The sequence below is a fragment of the Corynebacterium sp. MSK071 genome, assembly GCF_030232125.1.
GTDB classification, from domain to species: domain Bacteria; phylum Actinomycetota; class Actinomycetes; order Mycobacteriales; family Mycobacteriaceae; genus Corynebacterium; species Corynebacterium kefirresidentii.
Genome location: NZ_JASPJA010000002.1, coordinates 179,352 through 202,512 on the forward strand (window position 1 = coordinate 179,352; position 23,161 = coordinate 202,512).

Consider the following 23,161-nt stretch of genomic DNA (forward strand, 5'->3'; position numbering starts at 1 on the left):
ATTTGTAGCTTAATAGTCATAACTTTCGGCAGTATTTGCATCCGCGCCAATGCGTTGCAAGTGTGTGCGGCGCCTTTTCCTGTTCTGACATGTTGTCTCCCGCCTTGTCAGACAGGAAAAGTAATTGTCGAACCACTTTTTTATGGGATTATTGGAACATTCCCCAGATGGTGGCAAAGAGCACGATAAAGCCCATGACCGCCACGAAATAGTTGGTCTTTTTGCCACGGAAGCGGGCTAGGGCGTCCACTCGGTAAATGACCCAGATGGGAAGCAGGTAGGTCATGAAGGCGAAGAAGACGCCGCCCACGACAGAAATCATGTCCAGGATGGAGGGGTTGAAAATTCCTACCAGTGACGTGGCGATGAAGATGAAGAGGTAGGTCCATAGGTCGAGCGTGCGGGCAGACATCTTCTTTGTGGATTTCGGTGCGGCCAGGTTGAAGAGGTACTGGGTGCCCTCGATGGTGCCAAGGGCATGGCCGAAATAGGAAGAAGCCACCGCACAAATAACCACGATGGGTGCCATGTAGGCCATAAATGGGGTGCCGGTTTCGTTGGCGAAGTAGGAAAGTACCGGCAGGTTCTTGTCATTTGCCTCCTCCATGCCGTCTGCGCCCATGGCCAGTGCGCAGGACCAGACAAAGAACATGGTGAAGACGGTCAGCAAGATGGCGGAATTGCGGATAACCTTATCGGACTGTGCGTGGTGGTCCGCTCCGTATTCCTTTTCCATGCCCAGCGAGAATTGGGAAATCGCAGCAACGAAGGAGAAGGAGAACACCAAGACGGGAAGGATAAGGATAATGGCCTTGATAGCCCCGCCAGCGGTGTGATCGCCGGCCTCCATGAAGGAGCCGAGGTCCCATTGCGGACTGAGGTAGAGCGATACTGCTGCCAGCGCCACGATGAGCGGATAAACCACGAACTGGGCAATCTTCAACATGATGGCATTGCCAAAGGCAAGTGCCAGCGTCATCAGTCCTACGCACAGCGGTGCCAAGATATAGCGAGAAATTTCCGGCCCACCTAGCTGGTTGACGATGAAACTATCGACCGTATTAGTAATCGATACGCCGTAAATGAGCACCACCGGGAAGATGGTGAACCAGTAGATAATCGCGAGGATAATGCCGTTGCCCCGGCCAAAGAAGTGGGTGAGTACTGCAAGGACGTCTTCGCCATGCAGCGGCGAATAGCTAATGATCCAGGAGAAAGCACGGTGGGCCAGGTAGGTCATCGGGAAAATGAGCAGGGTGGCTACCAGTAGCGGGATGAAGCCGAAGCTGCCGGCGGAAATCGGCAAGAAGAGGATACCTGCGCCCACGGCAGTGCCGAAGAGCGTGATGGTCCACTGGCTATTGACGGCCTTATTGGTAGTCACCTGGCTGCCGCTTGGGGTGTCTGCGTTGCCGGTAGTGGGTGAACTGGCCGGTGAAGCAGGCGCATTCGCAGTCGTGTGAGACATAGAATTCATCCTTCAGTATGTGTGAATAAGACAACATAAACAATCTATCTGAAGGTTTTGGCGAACGAAAGTAAAAGTGTGATCTAATTTAAAGAAATATTAAAGACCGCCGCACCGAGGGTGGTGCAACGGTTTTTGGGAATCTTGCTAAGGCTTGGCAGCTAGTCCGCGATCAGGTTTTCTTCCTTCAAAAAATCGAGTGCCACGGTGGTGTAGTCCTCACCGTCGACGTCGACGCGGGCATTGAGTTCCTGCATCTTTTCGTCGTTAAGCAGCTGTGAAACGATCAAGAAGAAGGCCGCCGCACCATCAGTGGTGCAGCGGCCTTCTCTTTGAGACTGGCTAGGAAACTATGTTCCTAGGGAAGAAGTAGGGGTTCTTAGAACAGACCCTCAGCCTTCTTGCCAAAGTCATTCAAGGTGTGCTCGCGGGAATCAACGTTCTGGTCGTTGTGCTTGGAGTCATCACCCTTGATGCGGGAGGTCTGGGTTACCTCGATGTTATTGATGAGGCGGCCTTCCTTGGTCTTGCCATCGCCGAAGTCCAGGTTCGCAATGCGAGCCTCTTCGCCAGCGTTAATCGGGTTAGCCAAGGTCACCTCGAAGGAACGGGTAGAGGTCTTCTCGTTGAAGCCCAGGTCACGGATGTGAGCGCCGTTGGAGGAACGCGGAGTGATGAGACGGTCAACGCCCTTCGGGCCCTTGGCGGTCTTTACATCAACGCGGAACTGGGTAGCTGGGAACTCGCCGTAGTAGCGCTCGGAGCCAACGTTCTTGGCGCGGACTGCAACGGTGCCTGCGAAGCCAGCGTGCTTAGCGTCGGAAACGGTCATGTAAGGTTCGAGGTCGAGCTTGTGCTTGGAGTCCTTCTTGTCCTCCTTGGCATCAACCTCTTCCTGCTTCTTCTTGTCAGCAGCCTCTTCGTTCTTGCCCTCTGCCTCAGAAACCTTCTCGGCATCTTCCTTGGCGGTGCCCTCGGTGTCCTTGATTACCTCTGCGTCAGCCTCGAGGTTCTTGTCCTCTTGCACAACCTTCGGGTCGTTGACGTCGGTGGTGTTCTGGGCATCCTTGTTAGGAGCGTAGGAATCAGACAGCTTGTCGTACAGTTTGACGCGAACTTCGTTCTTAACCGGCTGCATTGCATTCCAAGCGGTCGGGGTGGACCAGGTGCCGTTTGGCTTGCAGTACTGCTGGGTACCGGTCATGTTCAGCACGCGGAAGCCGTAGGTAGCTTCACCGGTGTGGTTTGGCGGAACGTCGTAAGGTCCGATGGACTGGCCAGCCTCCCAAGACAGGGAGTAGGAGGCGCTAGCACCAATCTTGGTTGCGATCTCGTGGGAGATGCCTGCGGAGCCTTCAGCATTCTTGCCGGAGCCCTTGCCGCCCAGGTTCATGGACGTGGTCTCGGTGCGGTCACCGTTGACGGAAACGGAGATGGACTGGGACTTGGACAGATCCTGCTGCAGCGGGATGTCCTTCTTGGTCTGGTTGGTGGTGGAGATGGTGCCGGCCGGCAGGAAGCGATCGGAAACCTTGTAGACCACGGTGCGGTGGTCCTCCCACGGGTTACATACCGGGCGAGGGTTCAGGACGTTCGCCTTCATGTGATCGGAACCGTGGGTGGTGTGGATGATGGGCAGCTGCGGGTTCAGGGCCGGGGTTTCCGGGTAGGACTCGGTCTGGGTGGTTGCGCCAGCCAGCGGTGCCGCGAATGCGGTGCCGGCGACGATGAGGCCGGCGGTCAGGCCGGTCATGCGACGACGAATCGACATCTAGAACTTCTCCTAATGCAGGTAGAAAATGAATGAACTTATGAATGAAATCCAGCAACTCTCGACGTTGCGCTAAGAAAACGCTAAAACACGCTTAAAGTTACGTCATCTCTTAGATGTCTATATATCTTCCCCAAAGAAAGGTCAATATGTTTTATATAGACCGAGCTGTTTAATGGGGGTTGTTCCCGCTAAGTGGTCGATAGTGCGTCAAAAATTATTGATGAATAGATGTCTATACATCGCTCGTTTGAGACGAATCGACGTATCCCCTATGTGGGGGTATTTTGCTATTTTCTAAAGTGGTGCACGAGTCTTGTAGGGAAATTGTAGGTGTGTCACTGTATGCGTCGTGCGCTGCATTTGAGCGGGTGAAAGGCGGTTATAAAATGCCTGCTGGTGAATGTTACATGTCATAAGTTATAGGCGTTTACATGGCAGAGGTTGGTGCTTTTCGCAACCGGAACTGTCCAGGATGTTCCGAAGAGGGTGGGGTGCAGGGCTAGAAGAGGGCGGATTCAACGATCAGCATGAGGGCTGCAGAGATGGCCACAATGATGACGATGCGGTTGAGCAGTTTCCTATCTATAAATCGGTTGAGGTAGTTCGCTGCGATAAGTCCAATGACAATAAGGGGGAAATAGGCCGCCGCAGCGGTTACTTGGGTGCTGCTGATCTGTCCATTGAGCGCCAAAATTATAAGAGAAATTAAGGTTCCGAGGACGAAGGTGCCCGCCAAAGTGCCGCGGGTACGGTTCGGATCAAAACGCTTCATAATCAACGCCATGGGCGGGCCGCCTATGGAAGTGGAGGTGCCCAGGATGCCGGAGGCTACGCCGGCGATGAGCGTATTGAGGGTGGTCGGCCGCGGGCTCCATCCCAAACTGGATAGGGTCATGGCAAAGAGTACGGCGGAACCGATGAAGATGGATAGTCCATTGGGGGACAGACTCGCGATTGCCCAAGCGCCTATTAAAGAACCGGGGATGCGGGCAAGAGAAGAGATTCCCACCACGCGCCAAGAAGTCTCGCGGTAGGAGCGCGATAACGTATAGCTAGAAATGCACAACGCGAGCAACAGAATGAGCGTGGGTAGGAGCTCAGGCCGAATGAGCGCGATGATGGGCGTGGCAATGGTCCCTAAACCAAAACCGATGGCGCCCTGAGTGATGGTGCCGGCAAGGATGAGGAGGCCGATGAAGATATAGGACCATGCGTCCGCGGAGATTCCCAGAAACATAACGAGTGCTAAGTGTATCTGGGCTCAATCCTGCCGACTAAACCTAGGAAAGGCGAGCTGTCACTTTCTCATTGGAGGCGATTTCCTCCAACCGCTCTGCTGGGCACACGCCGGCAACGATGACGGCGGAACCTCCCGCGGCGAGGGGCTCGAGCACGGCGCGGGAAAAAGACTCATTATCAGACCAGCCGGTAGATAGCAGGCGCTCGGCGCTCGCAGGAGTATTGACGAGTTGCGGCAATGGCTGGGTTTCACCAAAGTACTGATCGCCGTAGAAGCGCACGGTAGGGCCGAAATCAATAGCGCCAGTGGGTAGATCGCCGCCGGATTCTACGACGCCGCGGCCAAAGGGGTCCTCGCTGATGAGCACGATATCGGCTTGGGGTTGACGATCATGGGCGGCGGGGTAGCGGGAGGGGGAGGTAAAGACGACGTCGGCAAGCGCGGCAGACTCGCCAAAGCTATAGGAAGGGCCGGAGCCGAGCGCACCCAAGGCCACAACGGCCGCTTGCCACGAGGAGGGCAGATCGATGGCAATGGTGGAATCTGCCTCTAGGTCGAGCTCTTCTTCCAACATATTGGCGATCTTCGCTACCCAATTGTCGAGCGTTTGCCCGGAAAAATCCATGCGTGCGCCGGTGGTCTCGTTATATACGGTAAGGCGCGGAGAGGCGGCATCGGCATGCAAAAGATGGGCGAGTAGTTCCATACTCGCCCATCGTAGGGGAGAAGTGCTAGTTCACGCAGCGCGGGCCATCGCCACCGGCGTCGATTTCTGGGGAAACCTTGGCGGTACCGAAGTCATCGCCCGGGGTGCCTACCGGCTGGCTGGACTTGTCTTCCTCCGGCTCTTGGGCGCTGGCCTCCTTATCGGAGGGGCCCTGGTAGTCATCGGTGGCCACGACGATGAGGGTGTCATTATCGAGCTGCGGGTTCTCTGCCACCGGCAGGCCACCCAGTTTCTTGGCTAGGGATTTCGCCTCCTTGCTCGTCGGATCAGCGGCTACCACTTGCGACTCACTGTAGATGCCCGGTTGCGCGTTAGCGGAGCGCTCTACCGTATAGCCCTTGCCCTCAAGCCAAGAGCCGATGCCGGAAGCTAGGCCGTCAATATTGCCGGCGTTGAGGACGTGGATATTGATATTAGGATCGACGTCCTTGTCCTTGTCCGCCTTTTTCTGCTTGTCCTTATCCTCGGCCTTGGCCTCATCGGTGGCTTCATCGTGGGACTTAGCCAAATCGTCCATGAAACGGTGAACCTCGGCGGCGTCGATAGTGACGATAGATTCGCCATAATCGCCCTGGCCGTCGATGGAGGTAACAGGGATGGTGGTGAAGGTGACATTGCCGCCTGCCAGGCCGGCAAGCTGGGTAACAAAGCCCATAATGTCCCAGCCCTCATCGATGACTACGGAGCGTTCCACCGCCTTGGCAATCTTGGAAAGCTTGGAGGGATTAGCCAGGGTGTCATTGTCCAAGATCTTATTGACCAGGGAAGCCATAAAAGCCTGCTGGCGCACGATGCGGTCGAGGTCGCCGCGCGGCAGGTTGTAGCGCTGGCGCACAAAGGCTAGGGCCTTGGCGCCATCGAGGGTCTGCTTGCCCTTGCTGAACTTAGCGCCAGACATATCGTCATTGACGTCATCATTGAGGCAGACTTCGACACCATCGACGGCGTCGGTAAGCAGGGTAAAGCCCAGCAGGCCCACCTCCGCGTAGTGGTCGATGGACACACCGGTCAAGGACCGCACCATGGCCAATAACCCTTCGCGGCCGGCCTCGACGCCCTGCTTTTCGATGTCCTTATCCGAGTGCGGCTTCTTTTTGCCCTTTGCTTCTGCCTCTGCGTTTTCCTGCTTGAGCTCGTCCACCTTGGCGTTCTTGTGAGAGGCGAAGACAGCATTCATCTTCATATTGCCGTACTCCGGATCCTTAACATAGGTATCGCGCGGAATGGACACGGCGGTAGCACGGGAACCATCCTCCGGAACGCGGATGAGCATCATGGTGTCGGTATTTTCCTCACCATCGGCCACGCCCGCGTGCAGGTCTGCTAGTTCCTTATCGGAGAGGGGATCGCCCTTAGCATCGGTGCGCGAATCCTTGCCCACCAGCAAGATATCCACCGCGCCATCGAGCGAGTCACCGGAAAGTCCCTTGCCGCCTAAGGACAAGTCCTTGGCAGAAGACATACCATTATCAAGCCGGCCGACGGTGGCATAACCCACGCCAGATACCACCAGGATCAGGGCGGATAGCAGGGCTACGATCGTCTTTATGGCCGTGGAACCTTTTTGCTTTACCGCACTAGCGGCAGAGGGCGCCGGCTGAATGGTGCGCGCCCGGCGAGTGTTCTCAGAAGTCACAAGTGGAGGCTTTCTAGATTGGTGGGGATCTGGAGACAGTTTAGGGCAGAACGTTAAAAACTTAGTGATCCGCGTCCGATTTCGCGTGTTCGGGCAGTGTCCCTGCCCAGCGCGAGGAGTGCTTGTGACTAAGCTCGTGGCCATTGTGACTACTCCAACTCAACTCCCACTGGCCGTGATCACCGTGACTTATAGTCCCGGACAATACCTCGGTAGTTTTTTAGACTCCCTGCCGAGTGCGTACGCCCGCGGCACCAAGGTGGTGCTTGCGGATAATGGCTCTACCGACGGTGTTCCCGAGGCTGCCGCCCGCGAGCGCGCCGGGGTAGATTTCCTCGATACCGGCGGGAATATCGGCTATGGCGCCGGCATGAACGCCGGTGCCCGCTTCGCCCGCGAGCGCGGCGGAGTAGATGAGGAATTTTTCCTGATTTCCAACCCGGACGTTGCCTTTAGACCGGGATCTATCGATCGGCTCATCGAGTGTGCCCGCAAATGGCCGGACGCTGCGGCCGTGGGCCCGCGCATAGTAGAGCCGGACGGCACCAATTACCCCTCTGCCCGTGCCGTGCCTACCGTCGCCACCGGCATTGGGCACGCCCTCTTTTCCTCGATCTGGCCCTCTAATCCGTGGTCGCGCGCTTATCGCAATGAAACCGATATGACTACGCAGCGGCCGGCTGGTTGGTTATCTGGTTCCTGCCTTCTTGTGCGTTGGGAGGCTTTTGAAGCCATCGGCGGATTTGATGAGCGTTACTTCATGTACCTCGAAGACGTAGATCTAGGCGATCGCTTCGCGCGCGCCGGCTACCAAAACATTTTCTGCCCAGAAGCAGTCATCAGTCACGCCAAGGGGCATTCCACACAAGCACACGCCGGCGCCATGCTACGCGCGCACCATGACTCCGCCTACCGCTTCCAAGCAGACCGCCACCCCGCCTGGTGGCAGGCCCCATTGCGTGGTGCACTGTGGCTGGGGCTGCGGGTGCGTGGGTTAATTGCCTCGGCATCGGCAGGTTCTTAGGCCGCGGTGCGCGTGCCGTTGACCTAGATTGCGCTTTTAAGCTCTACACTGTCCCTCAGAAAATCACCGAATAAAACTGTCTGCATACATAAGGAAGACTATGACTGAAGCAGTCACCACTCACGGTGCCAGCACGGATGCAGTGATTCTCGTTGGCGGTCGCGGTACCCGCCTGCGTCCACTAACCATCGGTACACCGAAGCCGATGCTGCCGACGGCCAACTATCCGTTCCTGCAGCATCTTCTCGCCCGCATCAAGGCCGCCGGCATCGAGCACGTGGTCATGTCTACCTCATATAAGGCTGAGGTCTTTGAGGAGTACTTCGGCGACGGTTCGGACCTAGGCCTGGAGATCGAGTACGTGGTGGAAGAGACCGCACTCGGTACCGGCGGCGGTATCCGCAATGTCTACGACAAGCTGCGCAATGACACCGTCATGGTCTTCAACGGCGATGTGCTGTCCGGCATGGACCTGGAGGGAATCCTCACCACGCACCATGACAAGGACGCCGATGTCACCATGCATCTGCTCAACGTGGCTGATCCTCGTGCCTTCGGCTGCGTGCCTACCGATTCCAATGGTCGGGTAACCGCCTTCTTGGAAAAGACTGAGGACCCGCCGACCAATCAGATCAACGCCGGCTGCTACGTCTTCAAGCGTTCGGTCATCGAGTCTATTCCGGCCGATCGTGTCGTCTCCGTCGAGCGCGAGACTTTCCCGGGACTGCTGGCAGAGGGTCGCCTCGTTGTCGGTCACGTGGACAACTCCTACTGGCGCGACATGGGCCGCCCAGATGACTTCACTCGCGGATCGTCGGACTTGGTGCGCGGCATTGCGCCTTCCCCGCTGATTGAAGGCAAGACCGGCGAGTCCTTGGTGGATCCTTCGGCCGGTATCGCTGGTGGCGTGCTGCTGCTGTCCGGTACTGCCGTGGGCCGTGGTTCCGAGGTAGGCGCCGGATCTCGCCTCGAGGGCACCGTCGTCTTCGATGGCGTGCGCATTGAGCCAGGTGCCATCATTCATAACTCCATTATTGCCTCCGGCGCACATATTGGCGCCAACGCGGTCATTGAAAACTGCGTCATTGGCGAGGGCGCCCACATTGGAGCGCGCTGCGAGCTTCTCGACGGCATGCGTGTCTTCCCCGGCGTTTCCATCCCGGACGCTGGAGTGCGTTTTAGCTCCGATGCTTAACGCTCCTGCCGTGGGCTGGGCCATGCGATAAGTCTGACTGGGATAGGCCGAACTGAGGAAAATGAGTCCTTGGTTCGGCCTTTTCCATGCGGAATTACTCAGCCTGTCCTTCTAAAGCTGCCACCATAATGCGAAATCTGTGCAGCGTTGGTGAGTACGTAGATCCCTTCTTTGAGAGATTGTGCGCGCGACACGCCGGAATTTTCTGAAAATTGTTGACAGAAAAACGGGGTGCCACTACATGTAGTACCCCCTACCTATACCCCCAGTGGGGAGTAGTTGTTACAGATGTGACGCGTGGGGATCGTGTGCTGCGTTTTTGCCGAAAAGTGCGAAGAAGCCGCTAATTCGGGTTGACGATATTTAGTGATCCGGTGTGAAATTACATCAGTGAAAGAAACAGCGGCCGACGCCGTTACTTCCACACCGGCCCAGCGGGGTTACCCAAAGGGAATGTGGTGTACGGTCGGTTGCACTGATTAGAATTACCCAACCTCGGAGAAAGGAAAAGGCGTGGACAAAATGGCTAATAACAACGCCATTCTCCGTGGCGGTGCTGCTGCAGAGATGTCACTCGATGAACTCTTCGGTGCCGTCGAGCAGGAGTGGCAGGACCAAGCGCTGTGCGCGCAGACGGACCCTGAAGCATTCTTCCCTGAAAAGGGAGGTTCTACCCGTGAGGCTAAGCGCATTTGCCAGGCCTGCGCGGTGCGTGATGAATGCTTGGAGTACGCGTTGGAGCACGACGAGCGCTTCGGTATTTGGGGCGGGCTATCGGACCGTGAGCGCCGCCGCCTCAAGCGCGAGATTGGATAATTAAGGTGTCCAGAAAGGCCCCGGGCAAGCACATGACGTGCGGCCCAGGGCCTTTCTGCTGGGTCATATCGTGAAGGTGGCTACCAGCTATAGCGTGGATCCACTTCCTCCGGGTCCAAGTTGAGATAATTCGCCACGAGCGCGGTAATAACCGTACCTAGAAGCTCGGAACGCTCGGACGGGGTGGAAGCGCGCTGCTCGATGGGCATGCGGAAAATGACCAACCGGGCGCGCGTGGGGTGGCCGGCGGAGTCTACGCCGGCAGGAACCACGCGCCCGAGGGGGACCGGCCCATCGGCGATAATCTCATCCGGGAGCACGGTCATATCGGGTGAGAGCCGCATGCGCGGAATGGTGTCTACGGCTAGGTCGAGGCCACGCAATTGCGGGGCGAAGGAGTTTTGGATGGGGGCATAGGCCTCCAAGACGGCCATGTCGAAGTGCTCGCGCGCGCTGCGGTAGCGCGGAGTCTGCTGGGGGAGGAGGGGTCCGCGCATGCCGTGGCCGTGTCGGTCGCGGGCGGGGCGGATGTGCGGGCGAGCGGCGGTCATGCCCTGATTCTAAGGCGCAGGTGGTCTGGATTTAGCGGAGCCACGCCGGGGCGAAGACTATCTAAATCTCAACTAAGGGTTTAGACTTATGCGCTGTGACTATTTCTCGCCATTGCTCCCGCCCAGGCTGCGGCCGCCCCGCCGTGGCGACATTGACCTATGCGTACGCGGACCAGACGGCCGTGGTCGGCCCGCTGGCGGAAGAAGAGAACCCGCACAGTTGGGACCTGTGCGCCACGCACCGCGATCGCATCTCGGCTCCGGTGGGCTGGGAGCTGGTGCGCGTCGATCGCATCGAGCTGGATGAGGAAGACGATCTGATGGCCCTGGCAGAAGCGGTCAAGGAAGACGGCCGCGTGACCACCGGCTTGGTCGATGACGGTAGCGCCGGTTCGGGGGCAGACCCTATCGACTATTCCGCGACCTTTGATGGCGCTGACCCAGCTAATTCGAATCACCCGGTCTTTCGTACCCGTCGCGTGGCTTATGCCAAAAAGGCCCGCCGTGCCCACCTTTCGGTTGTACCCGATGAAATAACGCCGGCGGAATCGGAACTGGACTGACACGGACCCCGCAGTGCAGTAGTTTCCCTGCGGGCGAGAGTACTATTGCTGGGTATGCGAACTCGTGAGCAGCTTGATGCAGTAATTAAGGCCTATGACGTCCGTGGCGTGGTGGGCGAAGACATCGATGAACACTTCGTGCGCGATACGGGCGCTGCGTTTGCCGCCATCTTGCGTGAGGAAGGCGAAAATACCGTGGCCGTCGGCCACGATATGCGTCCCTCCTCACCGTCTTTGGCGCGCGCCTTCGCTGAGGGTGTGACCTCGCAGGGCCTCAATGTGACCCTGTTGGGGCTGACCTCTACCGACGAGCTTTACTACGCCGCTGGTTCCCTGGAGTGCGCGGGCGCTATGTTTACCGCCTCCCACAACCCAGCCAAGTACAACGGAATTAAGCTCTGTCGTGCCGGCGCAGTGCCTGTGGGCCAGGAGACTGGTTTGGGGCAGATTAAGCAGATGCTTATTGAAGGCACCCCTGAGTACACCGGCACTGAAGGTGCGATTGCAGAGCAGGAGATTCTGGCTGGCTATGCGGACTTCCTACGCAAGCTGGTGCCGTTGGAGGATTCCAAGCCTCTCGTCGTGGCTGTAGATGCCGCCAATGGTATGGGTGGCCACACCGTGCCGGCTGTCTTCGATGGCCTGCCTTTCGAGGTTCGTGATTTGTACTTCGAACTTGACGGTACCTTCCCGAACCACGAGGCTAATCCGCTGGACCCGAAGAACCTGGTGGATCTGCAGAAGTTCACCGTGGAGCAGAAAGCCGATATTGGCTTGGCTTTTGATGGTGATGCGGACCGCTGCTTCGTCGTGGATGAAAAAGGCCAGCCTGTTTCCCCGTCTGCCATTTGCGCGTTGGTGGCAGGACGCTACTTGGATAAGTTCCCCGGCGCTACCATCATCCACAACTTGATTACCTCTAAGACCGTGCCGGAGCTCATCAAGGAAAAGGGCGGCACCCCAGTGCGCACCCGCGTGGGTCACTCCTTCATTAAGGCGCAGATGGCTGAGCACAAGGCCGCCTTCGGCGGTGAGCACTCCGCGCACTATTACTTCCAGGAGTTCTGGAATGCTGATTCCGGCATGCTTGCCGCTATGCACGTGCTGGCAGCGGTCGGACAGTCCGATAAGCCGCTAAGCGAGCTCATGGCAGAATACTCCCGCTATGAAGCCTCTGGTGAGATCAATTCCACCGTGGAGGATCAGAAAGCCGCTACCCAGGCAGTGCTGGATGAGCTGGCGGATAAAATTGAGTCCGTCGATGAGCTGGATGGTGTGACCGTCGAGCTCAAGGGAACCGAGGCATGGTTTAACGTACGTGCCTCCAATACGGAACCGCTGCTACGCCTCAACGTAGAGGCAAAGACCGCCGACGAAGTTCAGGCCATCGTCGACGAAGTCCTCGCCATCATCCGCCGTTAAACCTCGGCGCGCGAGTGGGAGACCATGTCCTCCCACTCCACGAACTTCTTGCGTTCGCGGCCCTCGCGTTCGCCCAGTGCGCGCTCGGCCGCGTCTAAACGCTGCCAGTCTTGCCACGTCAAGTATTCGATTCCCCGCTCGCTAAGGACCTCGGTGATATCTGCGTCGCTGGAAGGGGAGGGGAGGGTGCCGGAGGCGGCGTCGGCAAGCAGCATGCCAATCGTTTCCGTGGCATCGGACTTGGTATTGCCAATGAGCCCCACTGGCCCGCGCTTAATCCATCCGGTGGTGTACAGGCCCGGAACTACCTTGCCGGCCGCATCGATGACATGGCCACCATCGTTATTGATGACGTTTTTGTCCTGGTTGAAGGGCACGCCATCGACCGCATCGGAGCGGTAGCCGGTGGCGAAATAGACCGCCTGCGCCGGCCATTCGGTGAACTTCCCGGTACCGTGCACGCTGCCATCCCCATTAAGGGCGGTGCGCTCGGTCTTAATCCCGCTGACTTTGCCGTCCTTACCCATGATCTCCACCGGCTGCTCAAAAAGGTGAATCTGCAGGGTGTGCGGTGCCTTTTTCGGATCTCGAATGGCGTACTGCTCGAGCACCTGGCACACCAAGTCAGTGGACTTGCTTTCTTGGCGCGCGGCCAGCGAAGCCTCGTCATAGTCAATGTCCTCCGGGGAAACCACGACATTAATGGACTCGGAATGGTCCAGCTCCTTGAGCTCCTGCGGGGTGAACTTGGCCTGCGCCGGGCCGCGGCGGCCGAAGACGCGCACGGTCTCGGCCTGGTTCTGGGCCAGGGAATCGTAGACATTATCGGGGATTTCGGTCACCTTGAGCTCGTCACCAGTCTTGGCCAGGATGCGGGAGACATCAAGGCCCACGTTACCCACGCCGATGACTGCGACCTCTGTGGCGGAAAGATCCCAATTGCGCTCGAAGCGCGGGTTGCCATCGTAGAAGCCCACGAACTCGCCGGCACCATGCACGCCGTCGAGGTCCGCGCCGGGGATATCGCGGTGGCGGTCGCCCACGGCGCCGGTGGCAAAGACCACGGCATCATAATGCTGCTGCAGCTCATCGACGGTGATATCCCGGCCGATGTGCACGTTGGTCAGCAGGCGAATCTGCTCCGTATCGAGTACGCGGTGGAGGGATTTAATGATGCCTTTAATGCGCGGATGGTCCGGTGCTACGCCGTAACGGATGAGGCCAAAGGGGGCGGGCATCTGCTCAATGAGGTCAATCTGTACCTCACCACCGGTCTTTTTTACCAAGATGTCGGAGGCATAGATGCCGGCTGGACCGGCACCGATCACGGCTACTTTTAAGGGCTGATTCATGTTGTGCGAAGGCCTTTCTCTTTCTCGCGGGGCTAGACCGCTGGGTTCATTTTCTTAGCTTTATCTTTCTGGCAATTGAACCGTCTGGTCTAGATTGCGGCAAGGCTAAGAATTAGTTTCTAAAATTATTCTGACTTTTGCGCAGTTTATGGCGATTTTTTACTTGAAAATAAAAAAGACCGCTTTGTCTGTCTGATTTAGACGGGTAGGTTGTCTTTCAATACTTAGGAAAGGCAGGTTGAGATCTACACCATGACCACCGCGACTAATACCAAGCGCACTCCCCGCGCCAAGAAGCCCGAAGGCCAATGGAAGATTGACGGTACCAAGCCCCTCAATAACGATGAGGTAATTAAGCAGGAGGATGGTGGGCTTTCTGCCAAGCAGCGCGTCATCGATATCTATTCCAAGCAAGGATTTTCCTCGATCCCTTCTGATGACCTAGCTCCTCGGTTCAAGTGGTTGGGCCTTTATACCCAGCGCAACCAAAACTTGGGCGGTGAGATGACCGCTAAGCTTTCTAACGCTGAGCTGCAGGATGAGTACTTCATGATGCGCGTGCGCTTCGATGGTGGCCGCGCCGATCCCGCCAAGCTGCGCGCTGTGGGTGAGATCTCGCGTGATTATGCCCGCTCTACCGCGGACTTCACGGACCGCCAAAATATCCAGCTGCATTGGATTCGTATCGAGGATGTGCCCACCATCTGGGACAAGCTTGAGTCGGTGGGGCTGAGCACGCTTATGGGGTGCGGCGACGTGCCCCGCGTTATCCTGGGCTCGCCTGTCGCGGGCGTGGCAGAAGATGAAATTATTGACGCCACCCCGGCCATTGAAGAGATCAAAAATAACTATCTGCCGCGTGAGGAGTTCCATAACCTACCGCGCAAATTCAAAACCGCCATCTCTGGCAACTCCCGTCAGGACGTCACACACGAGATACAAGACGTCGCCTTCGTAGGCGTGAACCATCCAGAGTACGGCCCTGGATTCGATTGCTTTGTTGGCGGAGGCCTTTCTACTAACCCGATGCTCTCGCAGTCCCTCGGCGCCTGGGTTCCCCTAGAACGCGTGCCTGAGGTGTGGGCCGGTGTGGTCGGCATCTTCCGTGACTACGGCTTCCGCCGTAATCGAAACCGAGCCCGCCTGAAGTTCTTGGTGGCTAAGTGGGGCATTGAAAAGTTCCGCCAGGTGTTGGAAGAGGAATACCTAGATGAGCCGCTGCTGGATGGCGTCCCGTTGGAAGTCGAGCCCGGCTCTCGCGATCATCTTGGCGTGCACCGCCAAAAGGACGGCAAGTTCTACGTGGGCGTGAAGCCTACCGTGGGCCATGCCACCGGCGAACAGCTCATCGCTATCGCAGACGTGGCTGAGAAATTTGGGATTAGCCGTATTCGCACTACCCCGATGAAAGAGCTGCTTTTCCTCGACGTCGATGAAGAGGACATCCCGAGCCTATCCCGTGCGCTCGACGAGACCGGACTGTATTCCCAGCCATCCGAGTTTCGCCGTGGCGTCATTTCCTGCACCGGGCTGGAGTTTTGCAAGCTCGCGCACGTGACCACCAAGGCCCGCGCCATCGAGTTGGTGGACATCCTGGAAGACACCCTGGGTGATCTGGATGTGCCGATTTCCATCGCGCTTAACGGCTGCCCCAACGCCTGTGCGCGTTCACAGGTAGCAGACATGGGCCTGAAGGGGCAGATCGTCACTGATTCCGAGGGCAACCGCGTCGAGGGTTTCCAGGTCCATCTAGGCGGCGCCCTTGGCCTGTCTCCGGACTGGGGCCGCAAGCTGCGTGGCCACAAGGTCGTGGCCGATGAGGTGCCCGAGTACGTCATCCGCTTGGTCAACAAATACAAGGAGCAGCGCGAGGAAGGTGAGCAGTTCCGCCACTGGGTTTTGCGCGCAGCTGAGGAGGACTTGCAGTGAATTTTCGCCGCCAGCCCAATCCCAACCGCAACCATCCCAGCTTCTGCCCGTATTGCGCCGGAACCGACCTCTTTCCGGACGAGGAAGACGATTTTGCCTGGAAATGCCAGGAATGCTTGCGGATTTTCTCCGTGCGTTTCCACGGCCAGGACGATGCCCCGGTAGCCCCTGCACCGGCTGTGTCCTCCAACGAAGCACTGAAGCGCTCGCTTGCCCGCCGCGGCCACACCACGGCGCCAAAGGCTTAAGGATGCCCCATGCCCGCACTCATTACCCTGTCCCACGGTTCACGGCATCCGGGTGCTGCGGCCGGAATTGAGCGTTTGACCCAGGCCACGGGCTTGCGTCCAGCTCGCGCGGCGCACCTGGAATTCAACGAGCCCGACCTCACCGCGGCCGCGCTCGAGCTTGCCCAGATGGGGGAGACCGAGGCAATCGTGGTTCCCCTGCTTTTCACCCAGGGTTATCACCAGCGCGTTGATGTTCCGCGTGCGCTTGCCGCAGCCTCCCAGACCTCACACTTGTCCCTCCACCTCGCCGCAGGCCTCGGCACCGGCGAGGACCTCGCCCGTGTGCTCGCCTCTCGTACCCGGCCTGGCGACGCCCACGTGGTCATCTATTCCGTTGGTTCCTCCGATTCAGCGGCGAATGATGCCATACGTGAGCTCGCCCACCGCACCTTCGCGCTCACCGGCGTACCCGCGACGGTGGAATTTGCTACCCGCGGTGGCCGCGAGGGGATCGTGCGCCTGTGCCGCGAGCATGCGGACCCTAAGCGCGTGCGCGTCATACCGCTCTTTGTCACCGAGGGGCTGCTCCTAGACCGCTTGGCGGGTGTTCCCGCGACCGTTGAGCACCCGCTCGGCACTGATATTTCAGGCCTCGTCGCAGATCGTTTTCATCATGCACGCCGCGGTGCACAGGAGGTATTCGCGCCATGCTAACTCTCATTCTCATCGCCCTCGCCGGTGCGGCCGCCAACCTCGTGGACGGTGGCATCGGCATGGGGTTCGGCGTCACGTCTACCACGATGCTGCTCCTTGCCGGCCTAGGTCCCGCGCAGGCCTCTGCCGTCGTGCACACCGCTGAGCTTGGCACCACTGCCATTTCCGGTTTGAGCCACGCACGCTTCGGCAACGTGGACTGGAAGACGGTGGTCCGCCTTGGCGTCCCCGGCGGTATTGCCGCGTTTGTGGGGGCCACGTTGCTTTCGAATATTTCCACTGCCGCTGCTGCACCGGTGACCGCACTCATCCTGGTAGGCATTGGTGCTAACCTCATCTGGCGGTTCTCCCAACCGCGCCGCCGCGGTTCCGCCTACAAGCGCTCGCATTCCACTCCGTTTCTCGCCGGCCTTGGCCTGGTGGGCGGATTTGTCGATTCTACCGGTGGCGGTGGCTGGGGTCCCGTGTCGACCTCCACGCTTATGGCCATTGGTCGGGAGCAGCCGCGCCGCATTGTGGGCACGGTCAACGCCGCCGAATTCCTCGTGACCTTGGGTGCCACCGCGGGCTTTATCGTCGGCCTCTGGCACGACATCGTCGGCAACCTTGCCGCCGTTATCGCGCTTCTCATCGGCGGCGCCATCACTGCTCCGATCGCTGCGTGGCTCATCTCCCGTATCAACCCAGTCCTGCTTGGTGGATTGGTGGGCACGGCCATCGTAGGGCTTAATATCAGCAAGGTTATCGGTGGCGCCGAGACCTACTTTGGCTGGTCAGTGCCATCAGCAGTTACCTCGATAGTCATCGCCGTCGTGGTCGCTGCTGGTGCGGCCGCAACAGTTCGTGGCACGCTGCGCACTACGCGTGCCCGTGCAGCGGAATTGGAAGCAGAAAACGCTGAGGAAGCCGCCCACGCGGACTTTCATGCCCCGGATTACCCAGAGCGTGTCGCCGCCGCCCATCACTTCCACGGTTCGCGCAGGTCAGGTGTCACCATCGTGCAGGATAAGGCGCCCGAAAGCCCCGCCTCGGACCGAATGTAGCGCATCGACTGCGGCCTTTGGCCAGGCAATAGACCAAGGTTTGGCTGCAGTAGGCGGAACGCGGCCGAAAGTGGGGTTAGGGCTTATGCGAGTCTTGCTACCCTGAACCCGCTAGAGGCCGGCCACCTCGCCGATGACATAGACCGCCGGCGAGGAGATATCGTGCTCTGTTATCGTCTGCGCCAGTGTGGCCAAGGTGCAGCGGTAAGCGCGCTCGGTAGAAAGCGTGCCTTCTTGGATGATGGCGCAGGGGGTGGAAGGGGAGAGGGAGGCTGCAATAAGCGTGCTAGCAATCGCCGGTGCATTCTTAACCCCCATAATGACCGCCAGCGTGGCGCCAGAACGGGCGAGAGCTTCCCAGTCCACCAAGGATTTCTCGTGGCCGGGTGGTAGATGCCCGGAAACCACCGTGAAGCCGTGGACGATGCCGCGCTGAGTTACCGGAACGCCAACGGCTGCGGGAACGGAAATAGCTGAAGTTACGCCCGGTATGACCGTGGTGGGAATCGAAGCTTCCGCCAGCGCTTGAACTTCCTCAAATCCGCGCCCAAAGACGAAGGGATCGCCTCCCTTAAGGCGGGCTACCTTGCGGCCAGAGCGGGCATGAGTGATGAGTAACTCGTTGATCTTTTCCTGCGAGATTGACTTCTTATAGGGGAGTTTAGAGACGTCAATGAGCTCTTTGGAAGAAATATCACACAGCCTATCGAGCTGCGCTGTAGGTCCCAGGTGATCGGCGAGAATAACCTCTGCATCCTGCAAGGCGCGCATGCCGCGTACAGTAATGAGGTCCCACGCGCCGGGGCCGCCGCCAATGAGGGTCACGGGATGGATCTGTGCCGAAGTCATGGGACTCCATCTTAGTGGGTGCCCGACTATGCTTAAGCCACATGGATACCGGTAATTATGATGCCGAAACCGTGCGCTTTTTTGATGTCGCGCACGAAGGCGCTCAAATCCGCCTATTGGCCGGAGAAGTGGAGCTTTGGAGCGAGGCGCTCCGCGGGCTTAATCCTCGCTCGCTGGTCATAATCCCCACCGATGCGATTGCCAGGGAAGCCGCCCACTTGGGTGTCGGCCTTGCAGAGCCGCTGCGAATCCCGCTCGTCGTCACCGAATCGCTCCCGCGTTACGTGGGAGCATTGGACGTGGTTGTTGTCGTAGGCGAGACCGGCGAATGCGATTGGGCTTCGCGCGCATTAATTGCCGCCAGCCAGCGCGGCGCCACCACCGTTTTGATTGGCCCGGCCAAGGGCCCGCTCGTGGAGGACTGCCCGGACGATACCCTCATCGCCCCCTGCCTACCTACGGCAGAGGGCAGTTCGCCTGCCCACAACATCGCCGCACTGCATGCTCTGTGCTGCCTGCTCTACCAGGACCCGACCGCGGTGAAAGAGATCCTGGAGGATCTTGCTGCAGCCGTGGACCGCGAACTCGCGCAGCTTTCCCCTGAGCGCGATGCCACTACCAATCCGGGCCGCCAACTGCGCGAATTTATCGAAGGCGCCCGCATCATCCACTCCTGCGTGCTCGACCCTTATTCCTTTTCTGAGCGGCGTGAGCACGTGCAGATCGACGCCCTCGTCGCTCGTATGGCTGCGACCATCTGGGCGGTGCATGGCCTGCCGAGCGCTTTCGTGGACCCTGCGGAATTGCGACGCGCACTCGACCGAGATTCCGATAGCTCCCGAGCAAATGATCTCTTCTTTGACCCCTTCATTGATGGCGATGGCACTACGGATGCTTTGGTACCCTTGAAGGTGATTTTCTGGGGGCAGGAAGAGGCGAACCTGCCCAACTCGCTTGCAGTCCGCAGCATTGACCCGGAACCGGGCCTCGGGCATCTTGCCCGCTCACTGCAGCTTATTACGCGGAGTTTCTCCGCGACCGCCTACGAGATTTCTAAAGGATAGAAACACATGCAGCTGTTGCACAGCGCCACCCGCAACTATTCCTGGGGCTCGCGTACCCTCATCCCACACCTGCAGGGTCAGCCCGATTCAGAAAAGCCCGTCGCAGAGCTGTGGTTCGGCGCCCACCCCGGAGACCCGTCTACGGTGGATGACCGCCTTCTCAATGAGGTCATTGCGGAGGATCCAGCAGGGCAGCTAGGCAGCCGCGTTTCCGCCGAGTACGGTGAACGCCTGCCTTTCCTCCTCAAGGTGCTAGCGGCCGAGGAGCCGCTATCCCTACAGGCGCACCCGTCGAAGGAGCAGGCAGAGGAAGGTTTTGCCCGCGAGAATGCCGCTGGGATTGAACTCACCGCACCCAACCGCAACTACAAGGACGATAACCACAAGCCCGAGCTTATCGTTGCGCTCACGGATTTCTATGCCATGGCTGGCTTCCGCCCGCTGGCGCGCACTCGCGAGCTTTTTGCTGCCTTGGAGTGCCCCGAGCTGGATCATTACGTTGCCATGCTGGACGAGGACCCCTCGGTAACCACCGAGTCCGCCAACCTTCGCGTTCTCTTTACCACGTGGATTACCATCCCGTCCGCCAAGCGCAAGGAACTCATCGCCGCCATAGTCTCCGCTGGTGAGCGCCTTATTGCCGCGGACCCGGCCGATTGGAAGTCCCGTGTAATGTCCACGGTGCTGGAACTCAACCAGCGTTACCCGGGCGATATCGGTGTATTGGGTGCACTGTTGCTTAACCACATCGAACTTTCTCCCGGCGAGGCCGTCTACCTAGATGCGGGCCAGCTGCACGCCTATGTCTCCGGCCTTGGCGTAGAGATTATGGCCAACTCCGATAACGTTTTGCGCGGCGGCCTTACCCCCAAGTTCGTTGACGTTCCCGAACTAGTCAAGGTTCTCACCTACGCGGCTGCCGATGAACCGCGTGTTCAACAGCAGGATAAGTCCGCTCAGAATAATGTGCACGATGCCGCCGCATGGTCTTACCCGGTCCCGATTGAAGAATTCCTGCTAGACCGTGTAGAGCTTAGCGGAGCATCTTCTGTGGATTTTGATTACGATGGCCCGACCATCGCCCTGTGCACCGCAGGCTCCGTTACCTTTACTGATGCCGCCGGCAAGACCCTCACCGTGACCCCCGGCCAAGCCGTCTGGTTGCCTGCCTCTGAGGGGCGAGTCACTGCCACTGCGGCATCCGACGCCGCCGACCTCTTCGTCGCCCGCGCTTAGCCCGCCTGCGCTTGGCTCGCCTGCGCACCAGCGCGCTTTGCCGAACCCCTCTTCGCCGGGGTTCAGGCGAGGTGTGGAATTTCAATTCCGGCGCGCTGCCGCCGCTTTCGTCGCTGCGCGAGTGCCTCATATGGCTGTTTCTTTCACAGCTCTAATGGTCCGGCGCATACAAAAGCACGTTTCCTCGAAATTCGCGTTCAGAATCGAGGAAACGTGCTTTTTGTATTCAGCTAATTGCGCAGTGGGCTATGGATTAGTGCGAAGCGGCTGCTTTGCGCGGCGCCTGCTTGGTCGGCACGAAATCGGTCGGCTCTTGGTTCTGCTCGGCAGAAGGCTGCTCTGCGGCGGCTTGATCGTCGCGTGGTACTTCTGCCTCTGCGACCTCTTGCTGCTTGTTTTCGGTTAGTTGTCCCCGGTCCGGGTTGGGCTTGTTCTCACCAGTGGTTGTGCCCGTCCCATTTTGCTCCGAAGGCTGCGTCGGGGAAGGCTGCGGAGCGGACGGGGCAGTGGTGGTTTGCGGAGCGGTGCCGCCACTGCCGCCGTTGTTGCCCTGTGGGGAACCGGTAGCCTGCGAGCCGTTTTGATTGCTTGGGTAATCAGGCGTCGGGCGCAGAACGCCTTGGCCGGTGTCTTGTTCACCCTGGATGCTGCCCATACCCTGCGAGGAGGCTCCTTGTGGGGAAATATTCTCCGGACGATAAACCTTGGTGGGCTGGGTAGCCGCCTGCGGGTGCATGACCGCATTGGGGGCTAGATACGGATCACTGTTATGCGGCTGGTGGTGCTTCGAATCGCCGGACGAAGCTGTAGAGCTTGTCGCATGTGCAGAGCGCTTGTTTGAAGGCGAATGGTCCGTGGGAGAAGTGGTGGTTTCCTCGGCCGCAGTGTGCGTCGGGGAGACGGAGGTGGTCCCGGACTGATCCGCGGCATTGGAATAGTTAGCGCTCGGCGAGCTCATGCGCCAGACTGTGAATCCGACGACGGCCGCGGCTATCAGTCCGGCCACAATGAACACGTAGACGCGGCGCGAATCTGGCTTCATCGTGGCTGTCCTTTCTGTGAGGTGGGCTGATTTAACCCCATAGGAGGTGGCGGTATAGCACCGCGGTAACAAGTTGGTAACGAGACTATCATGTTTAGGAAACATTGCTACGGCGTTGCGATTCTGTGATACGCCAACAAAACGCCAGTTCGCGGATGTAGGATGCCCTGCAAACCTTTTCATTGCGTGCTTTCTTTAGCTGGGAAAGCGTGTATAAATGGCGCTGAAAGCACCGAAGGAGTCAAAAAGTGAGTACTTGGGACGAAGATATTTTCAGCACGGACCTCAACGTCGATTTCTTGGAAGAAATGGCAAACCTCGATGAAGAAGGGGTAATTCGCGCCGTTGAGGATGCCTGCGAAGTAGCACATAGCAAGCCACAGCTCAGTGAAGAAGAGGAACAGAACGCGCAAGCAGCAGCCACCATCGCTGCCATTTGGGCTGGCGCGCCCTTCAGTGCGGGCGAGGTTGTTGAAGACTACCCCTATATTAGGGAGCTGGTGGGGTCTGGCAGCGAAACCTTGACGGAAAATGCCCTCGAGGTACTAGAAAATGTCGAGGAAGAATATGACCTCGAAGCGTTTATAGAGGCCCTGTCCTAAGCCATACCTACTGCCCGCAGCAGTGGCCTCATGCCAGACAAAATAGAAGGGAAGGTACCCCACACCTATGCTTATCAGCATCGAAGGCATCGACGGTGCCGGTAAGAATACGCTGGTCTCCACAATCAGGGAGTCGTTGGATCGACCCGTGGAGGTCATCGCCTTCCCGCGCTATGCAGAATCGATTCACGCCCAGCTCGCCCAAAAGGCGCTCTACGGAAAAATGGGTGACCTGACAGATTCGGCATATGCCATGGCAACTCTTTTTGCCTTGGATCGTTACGGCGTAAAAGACCAATTGCAGCGAGCTAAGGGTACGGACGCCGTGGTGCTATTGGATCGGTATGTGGCTTCCAATGCGGCATATTCGGCGGCGCGACTCGAAGACGATGCCGTCATGGACTGGGTGCATGATCTGGAATTTGGCACTTTAGGCCTGCCGCAAGCGGATCTGCAGGTTTATCTGGATACTGCGGTAGAAGTGGCGTCGGAAAGAGCGCAGGCAAGAGCCCAAGCAGATGCCAACCGGGAGCGTGACCGCTACGAGCGCGATGGCGGATTGCAGGAACGCACCGCCGCGGCCTACCAGCGCCTAGCAGATGCGGGCTGGGGTGGACGCTGGATTGTCACCGCCGATGCGGATACTATAATTTCAGCGATAAAAGACCTTGTAGGAGAATAAAA

22 protein-coding genes and 1 pseudogene are annotated in these 23,161 nt (G+C 58.5%); 13 read left to right on the forward strand and 10 right to left on the reverse strand.

Annotated elements, in window-relative coordinates:
* Nucleotides 1-148: 148 nt before the first annotated feature.
* From QP990_RS02235 to QP990_RS02260, 6 genes and pseudogenes are all read right to left on the reverse strand, one after another.
* Nucleotides 149-1,468: an amino acid permease gene (locus tag QP990_RS02235; protein ID WP_023020754.1), complete on the reverse strand. Its 1,320-nt coding sequence runs from the start codon at nt 1,466-1,468 to the stop codon at nt 149-151.
* 161 nt (nt 1,469-1,629) lie between these two features.
* Nucleotides 1,630-1,761 (reverse strand): annotated as a pseudogene (locus QP990_RS02240) (glycine betaine ABC transporter substrate-binding protein); the annotation flags it as partial.
* Between the two features lie 86 nt (nt 1,762-1,847).
* Nucleotides 1,848-3,239 (reverse strand): hypothetical protein, encoded by a 1,392-nt coding sequence (locus tag QP990_RS02245; RefSeq protein WP_023020755.1) that lies wholly within the window; start codon nt 3,237-3,239, stop codon nt 1,848-1,850.
* 502 nt (nt 3,240-3,741) lie between these two features.
* Nucleotides 3,742-4,479: a sulfite exporter TauE/SafE family protein gene (locus tag QP990_RS02250; protein WP_023020756.1), complete on the reverse strand. Its 738-nt coding sequence runs from the start codon at nt 4,477-4,479 to the stop codon at nt 3,742-3,744.
* Between the two features lie 43 nt (nt 4,480-4,522).
* Nucleotides 4,523-5,188: a TIGR03089 family protein gene (locus QP990_RS02255; RefSeq protein ID WP_023020757.1), complete on the reverse strand. Its 666-nt coding sequence runs from the start codon at nt 5,186-5,188 to the stop codon at nt 4,523-4,525.
* Nucleotides 5,189-5,213: 25 nt separating this feature from the next.
* Nucleotides 5,214-6,845, reverse strand: coding sequence for an LCP family protein (locus tag QP990_RS02260; protein WP_023020758.1), 1,632 nt, complete (start codon nt 6,843-6,845; stop codon nt 5,214-5,216).
* A gap of 124 nt (nt 6,846-6,969) precedes the next feature.
* On the opposite strand from QP990_RS02260, the gene QP990_RS02265 reads away from it, so the two are divergent.
* The 3 genes from QP990_RS02265 to QP990_RS02275 all read left to right on the forward strand — a co-directional run bounded on the left by QP990_RS02265 (nt 6,970) and on the right by QP990_RS02275 (nt 9,880).
* Nucleotides 6,970-7,869: a glycosyltransferase family 2 protein gene (locus tag QP990_RS02265; RefSeq protein ID WP_023020759.1), complete on the forward strand. Its 900-nt coding sequence runs from the start codon at nt 6,970-6,972 to the stop codon at nt 7,867-7,869.
* 100 nt (nt 7,870-7,969) lie between these two features.
* The gene (locus tag QP990_RS02270) at nt 7,970-9,064 is read left to right on the forward strand and encodes a sugar phosphate nucleotidyltransferase (protein ID WP_023020760.1); all 1,095 of its coding nucleotides are present in this window, start codon (nt 7,970-7,972) and stop codon (nt 9,062-9,064) included.
* Between the two features lie 567 nt (nt 9,065-9,631).
* On the forward strand, nt 9,632-9,880 hold the full coding sequence (locus tag QP990_RS02275) for a WhiB family transcriptional regulator (RefSeq protein WP_005528147.1): 249 nt from the start codon (nt 9,632-9,634) through the stop codon (nt 9,878-9,880).
* 80 nt (nt 9,881-9,960) lie between these two features.
* On the opposite strand, the gene QP990_RS02280 is transcribed toward QP990_RS02275, so the two are convergent.
* A complete protein-coding gene (locus tag QP990_RS02280; RefSeq protein WP_023020761.1) occupies nt 9,961-10,431 on the reverse strand; it encodes a metallopeptidase family protein in 471 nt (156 codons plus the stop codon).
* Between the two features lie 95 nt (nt 10,432-10,526).
* Here QP990_RS02280 and QP990_RS02285 point away from each other — a divergent pair, with 95 nt between their 5' ends.
* Nucleotides 10,527-10,994, forward strand: coding sequence for a DUF3499 domain-containing protein (locus QP990_RS02285; RefSeq protein WP_023020762.1), 468 nt, complete (start codon nt 10,527-10,529; stop codon nt 10,992-10,994).
* A 54-nt stretch (nt 10,995-11,048) separates the two neighbouring features.
* Complete coding sequence (locus QP990_RS02290) at nt 11,049-12,416, forward strand: phosphomannomutase/phosphoglucomutase (protein ID WP_284798225.1); 1,368 nt, start codon at nt 11,049-11,051, stop codon at nt 12,414-12,416.
* Here the strand turns inward: QP990_RS02290 and QP990_RS02295 are convergent.
* A complete protein-coding gene (locus QP990_RS02295) occupies nt 12,413-13,768 on the reverse strand; it encodes an FAD-dependent oxidoreductase (protein ID WP_023020764.1) in 1,356 nt (451 codons plus the stop codon). The genes QP990_RS02290 and QP990_RS02295 overlap by 4 nt on opposite strands.
* Before the next feature lie 252 nt (nt 13,769-14,020).
* On the opposite strand from QP990_RS02295, the gene QP990_RS02300 reads away from it, so the two are divergent.
* The 4 genes from QP990_RS02300 to QP990_RS02315 are packed head-to-tail and all read left to right on the forward strand — an operon-like array spanning nt 14,021 to nt 17,684.
* Nucleotides 14,021-15,697 carry a nitrite/sulfite reductase gene (locus QP990_RS02300; protein ID WP_023020765.1) on the forward strand — a complete coding sequence of 559 codons (1,677 nt, stop codon included), beginning with the start codon at nt 14,021-14,023 and terminating at the stop codon, nt 15,695-15,697.
* Nucleotides 15,694-15,945, forward strand: coding sequence for a hypothetical protein (locus QP990_RS02305; protein WP_023020766.1), 252 nt, complete (start codon nt 15,694-15,696; stop codon nt 15,943-15,945). Before QP990_RS02300 ends, QP990_RS02305 begins: the two co-directional genes overlap by 4 nt.
* 9 nt (nt 15,946-15,954) lie before the next feature.
* Nucleotides 15,955-16,641, forward strand: a complete 687-nt coding sequence (locus QP990_RS02310) for a sirohydrochlorin chelatase (RefSeq protein ID WP_023020767.1) — start codon at nt 15,955-15,957, stop codon at nt 16,639-16,641.
* Nucleotides 16,635-17,684, forward strand: a complete 1,050-nt coding sequence (locus tag QP990_RS02315) for a sulfite exporter TauE/SafE family protein (protein WP_023020768.1) — start codon at nt 16,635-16,637, stop codon at nt 17,682-17,684. The genes QP990_RS02310 and QP990_RS02315 overlap by 7 nt, the downstream gene beginning before the upstream one ends.
* A gap of 111 nt (nt 17,685-17,795) precedes the next feature.
* Here QP990_RS02315 and cobA read toward each other — a convergent pair whose 3' ends face one another.
* On the reverse strand, nt 17,796-18,533 hold the full coding sequence (cobA, locus tag QP990_RS02320) for a uroporphyrinogen-III C-methyltransferase (protein WP_023020769.1): 738 nt from the start codon (nt 18,531-18,533) through the stop codon (nt 17,796-17,798).
* Between the two features lie 41 nt (nt 18,534-18,574).
* Here cobA and QP990_RS02325 point away from each other — a divergent pair, with 41 nt between their 5' ends.
* Nucleotides 18,575-19,597, forward strand: coding sequence for a hypothetical protein (locus tag QP990_RS02325; RefSeq protein ID WP_023020770.1), 1,023 nt, complete (start codon nt 18,575-18,577; stop codon nt 19,595-19,597).
* A 6-nt stretch (nt 19,598-19,603) separates the two neighbouring features.
* Complete coding sequence (manA, locus tag QP990_RS02330) at nt 19,604-20,833, forward strand: mannose-6-phosphate isomerase, class I (RefSeq protein ID WP_023020771.1); 1,230 nt, start codon at nt 19,604-19,606, stop codon at nt 20,831-20,833.
* A gap of 253 nt (nt 20,834-21,086) precedes the next feature.
* Here the strand turns inward: manA and QP990_RS02335 are convergent, their stop codons facing one another.
* Nucleotides 21,087-21,875 carry a hypothetical protein gene (locus QP990_RS02335; protein WP_023020772.1) on the reverse strand — a complete coding sequence of 263 codons (789 nt, stop codon included), beginning with the start codon at nt 21,873-21,875 and terminating at the stop codon, nt 21,087-21,089.
* A 248-nt stretch (nt 21,876-22,123) separates the two neighbouring features.
* On the opposite strand from QP990_RS02335, the gene QP990_RS02340 reads away from it, so the two are divergent.
* Together QP990_RS02340 and QP990_RS02345 are read left to right on the forward strand one after the other, a co-directional pair.
* Nucleotides 22,124-22,477 (forward strand): DUF4259 domain-containing protein, encoded by a 354-nt coding sequence (locus QP990_RS02340; RefSeq protein ID WP_023020773.1) that lies wholly within the window; start codon nt 22,124-22,126, stop codon nt 22,475-22,477.
* Between the two features lie 67 nt (nt 22,478-22,544).
* Nucleotides 22,545-23,159 (forward strand): dTMP kinase, encoded by a 615-nt coding sequence (locus QP990_RS02345; protein ID WP_023020774.1) that lies wholly within the window; start codon nt 22,545-22,547, stop codon nt 23,157-23,159.
* Nucleotides 23,160-23,161: the final 2 nt, after the last annotated feature.

Excerpts from the sequence above, each read along its gene's own strand:
- QP990_RS02255 (WP_023020757.1), bottom strand. The coding sequence starts at position 5,188 with ATGGAACTACTCGCCCATCTTTTGCATGCCGATGCCGCCTCTCCGCGC.
- cobA (WP_023020769.1), bottom strand. The coding sequence starts at position 18,533 with ATGACTTCGGCACAGATCCATCCCGTGACCCTCATTGGCGGCGGCCCC.
- QP990_RS02325 (WP_023020770.1), top strand. The coding sequence starts at position 18,575 with ATGGATACCGGTAATTATGATGCCGAAACCGTGCGCTTTTTTGATGTC.
- manA (WP_023020771.1), top strand. The coding sequence starts at position 19,604 with ATGCAGCTGTTGCACAGCGCCACCCGCAACTATTCCTGGGGCTCGCGT.
- QP990_RS02275 (WP_005528147.1), top strand. The coding sequence starts at position 9,632 with ATGTCACTCGATGAACTCTTCGGTGCCGTCGAGCAGGAGTGGCAGGAC.
- QP990_RS02315 (WP_023020768.1), top strand. The coding sequence starts at position 16,635 with ATGCTAACTCTCATTCTCATCGCCCTCGCCGGTGCGGCCGCCAACCTC.
- QP990_RS02300 (WP_023020765.1), top strand. The coding sequence starts at position 14,021 with ATGACCACCGCGACTAATACCAAGCGCACTCCCCGCGCCAAGAAGCCC.
- QP990_RS02295 (WP_023020764.1), bottom strand. The coding sequence starts at position 13,768 with ATGAATCAGCCCTTAAAAGTAGCCGTGATCGGTGCCGGTCCAGCCGGC.
- QP990_RS02270 (WP_023020760.1), top strand. The coding sequence starts at position 7,970 with ATGACTGAAGCAGTCACCACTCACGGTGCCAGCACGGATGCAGTGATT.
- QP990_RS02335 (WP_023020772.1), bottom strand. The coding sequence starts at position 21,875 with ATGAAGCCAGATTCGCGCCGCGTCTACGTGTTCATTGTGGCCGGACTG.
- QP990_RS02250 (WP_023020756.1), bottom strand. The coding sequence starts at position 4,479 with ATGTTTCTGGGAATCTCCGCGGACGCATGGTCCTATATCTTCATCGGC.
- QP990_RS02290 (WP_284798225.1), top strand. The coding sequence starts at position 11,049 with ATGCGAACTCGTGAGCAGCTTGATGCAGTAATTAAGGCCTATGACGTC.
- QP990_RS02280 (WP_023020761.1), bottom strand. The coding sequence starts at position 10,431 with ATGACCGCCGCTCGCCCGCACATCCGCCCCGCCCGCGACCGACACGGC.
- QP990_RS02345 (WP_023020774.1), top strand. The coding sequence starts at position 22,545 with ATGCTTATCAGCATCGAAGGCATCGACGGTGCCGGTAAGAATACGCTG.
- QP990_RS02310 (WP_023020767.1), top strand. The coding sequence starts at position 15,955 with ATGCCCGCACTCATTACCCTGTCCCACGGTTCACGGCATCCGGGTGCT.
- QP990_RS02235 (WP_023020754.1), bottom strand. The coding sequence starts at position 1,468 with ATGTCTCACACGACTGCGAATGCGCCTGCTTCACCGGCCAGTTCACCC.
- QP990_RS02245 (WP_023020755.1), bottom strand. The coding sequence starts at position 3,239 with ATGTCGATTCGTCGTCGCATGACCGGCCTGACCGCCGGCCTCATCGTC.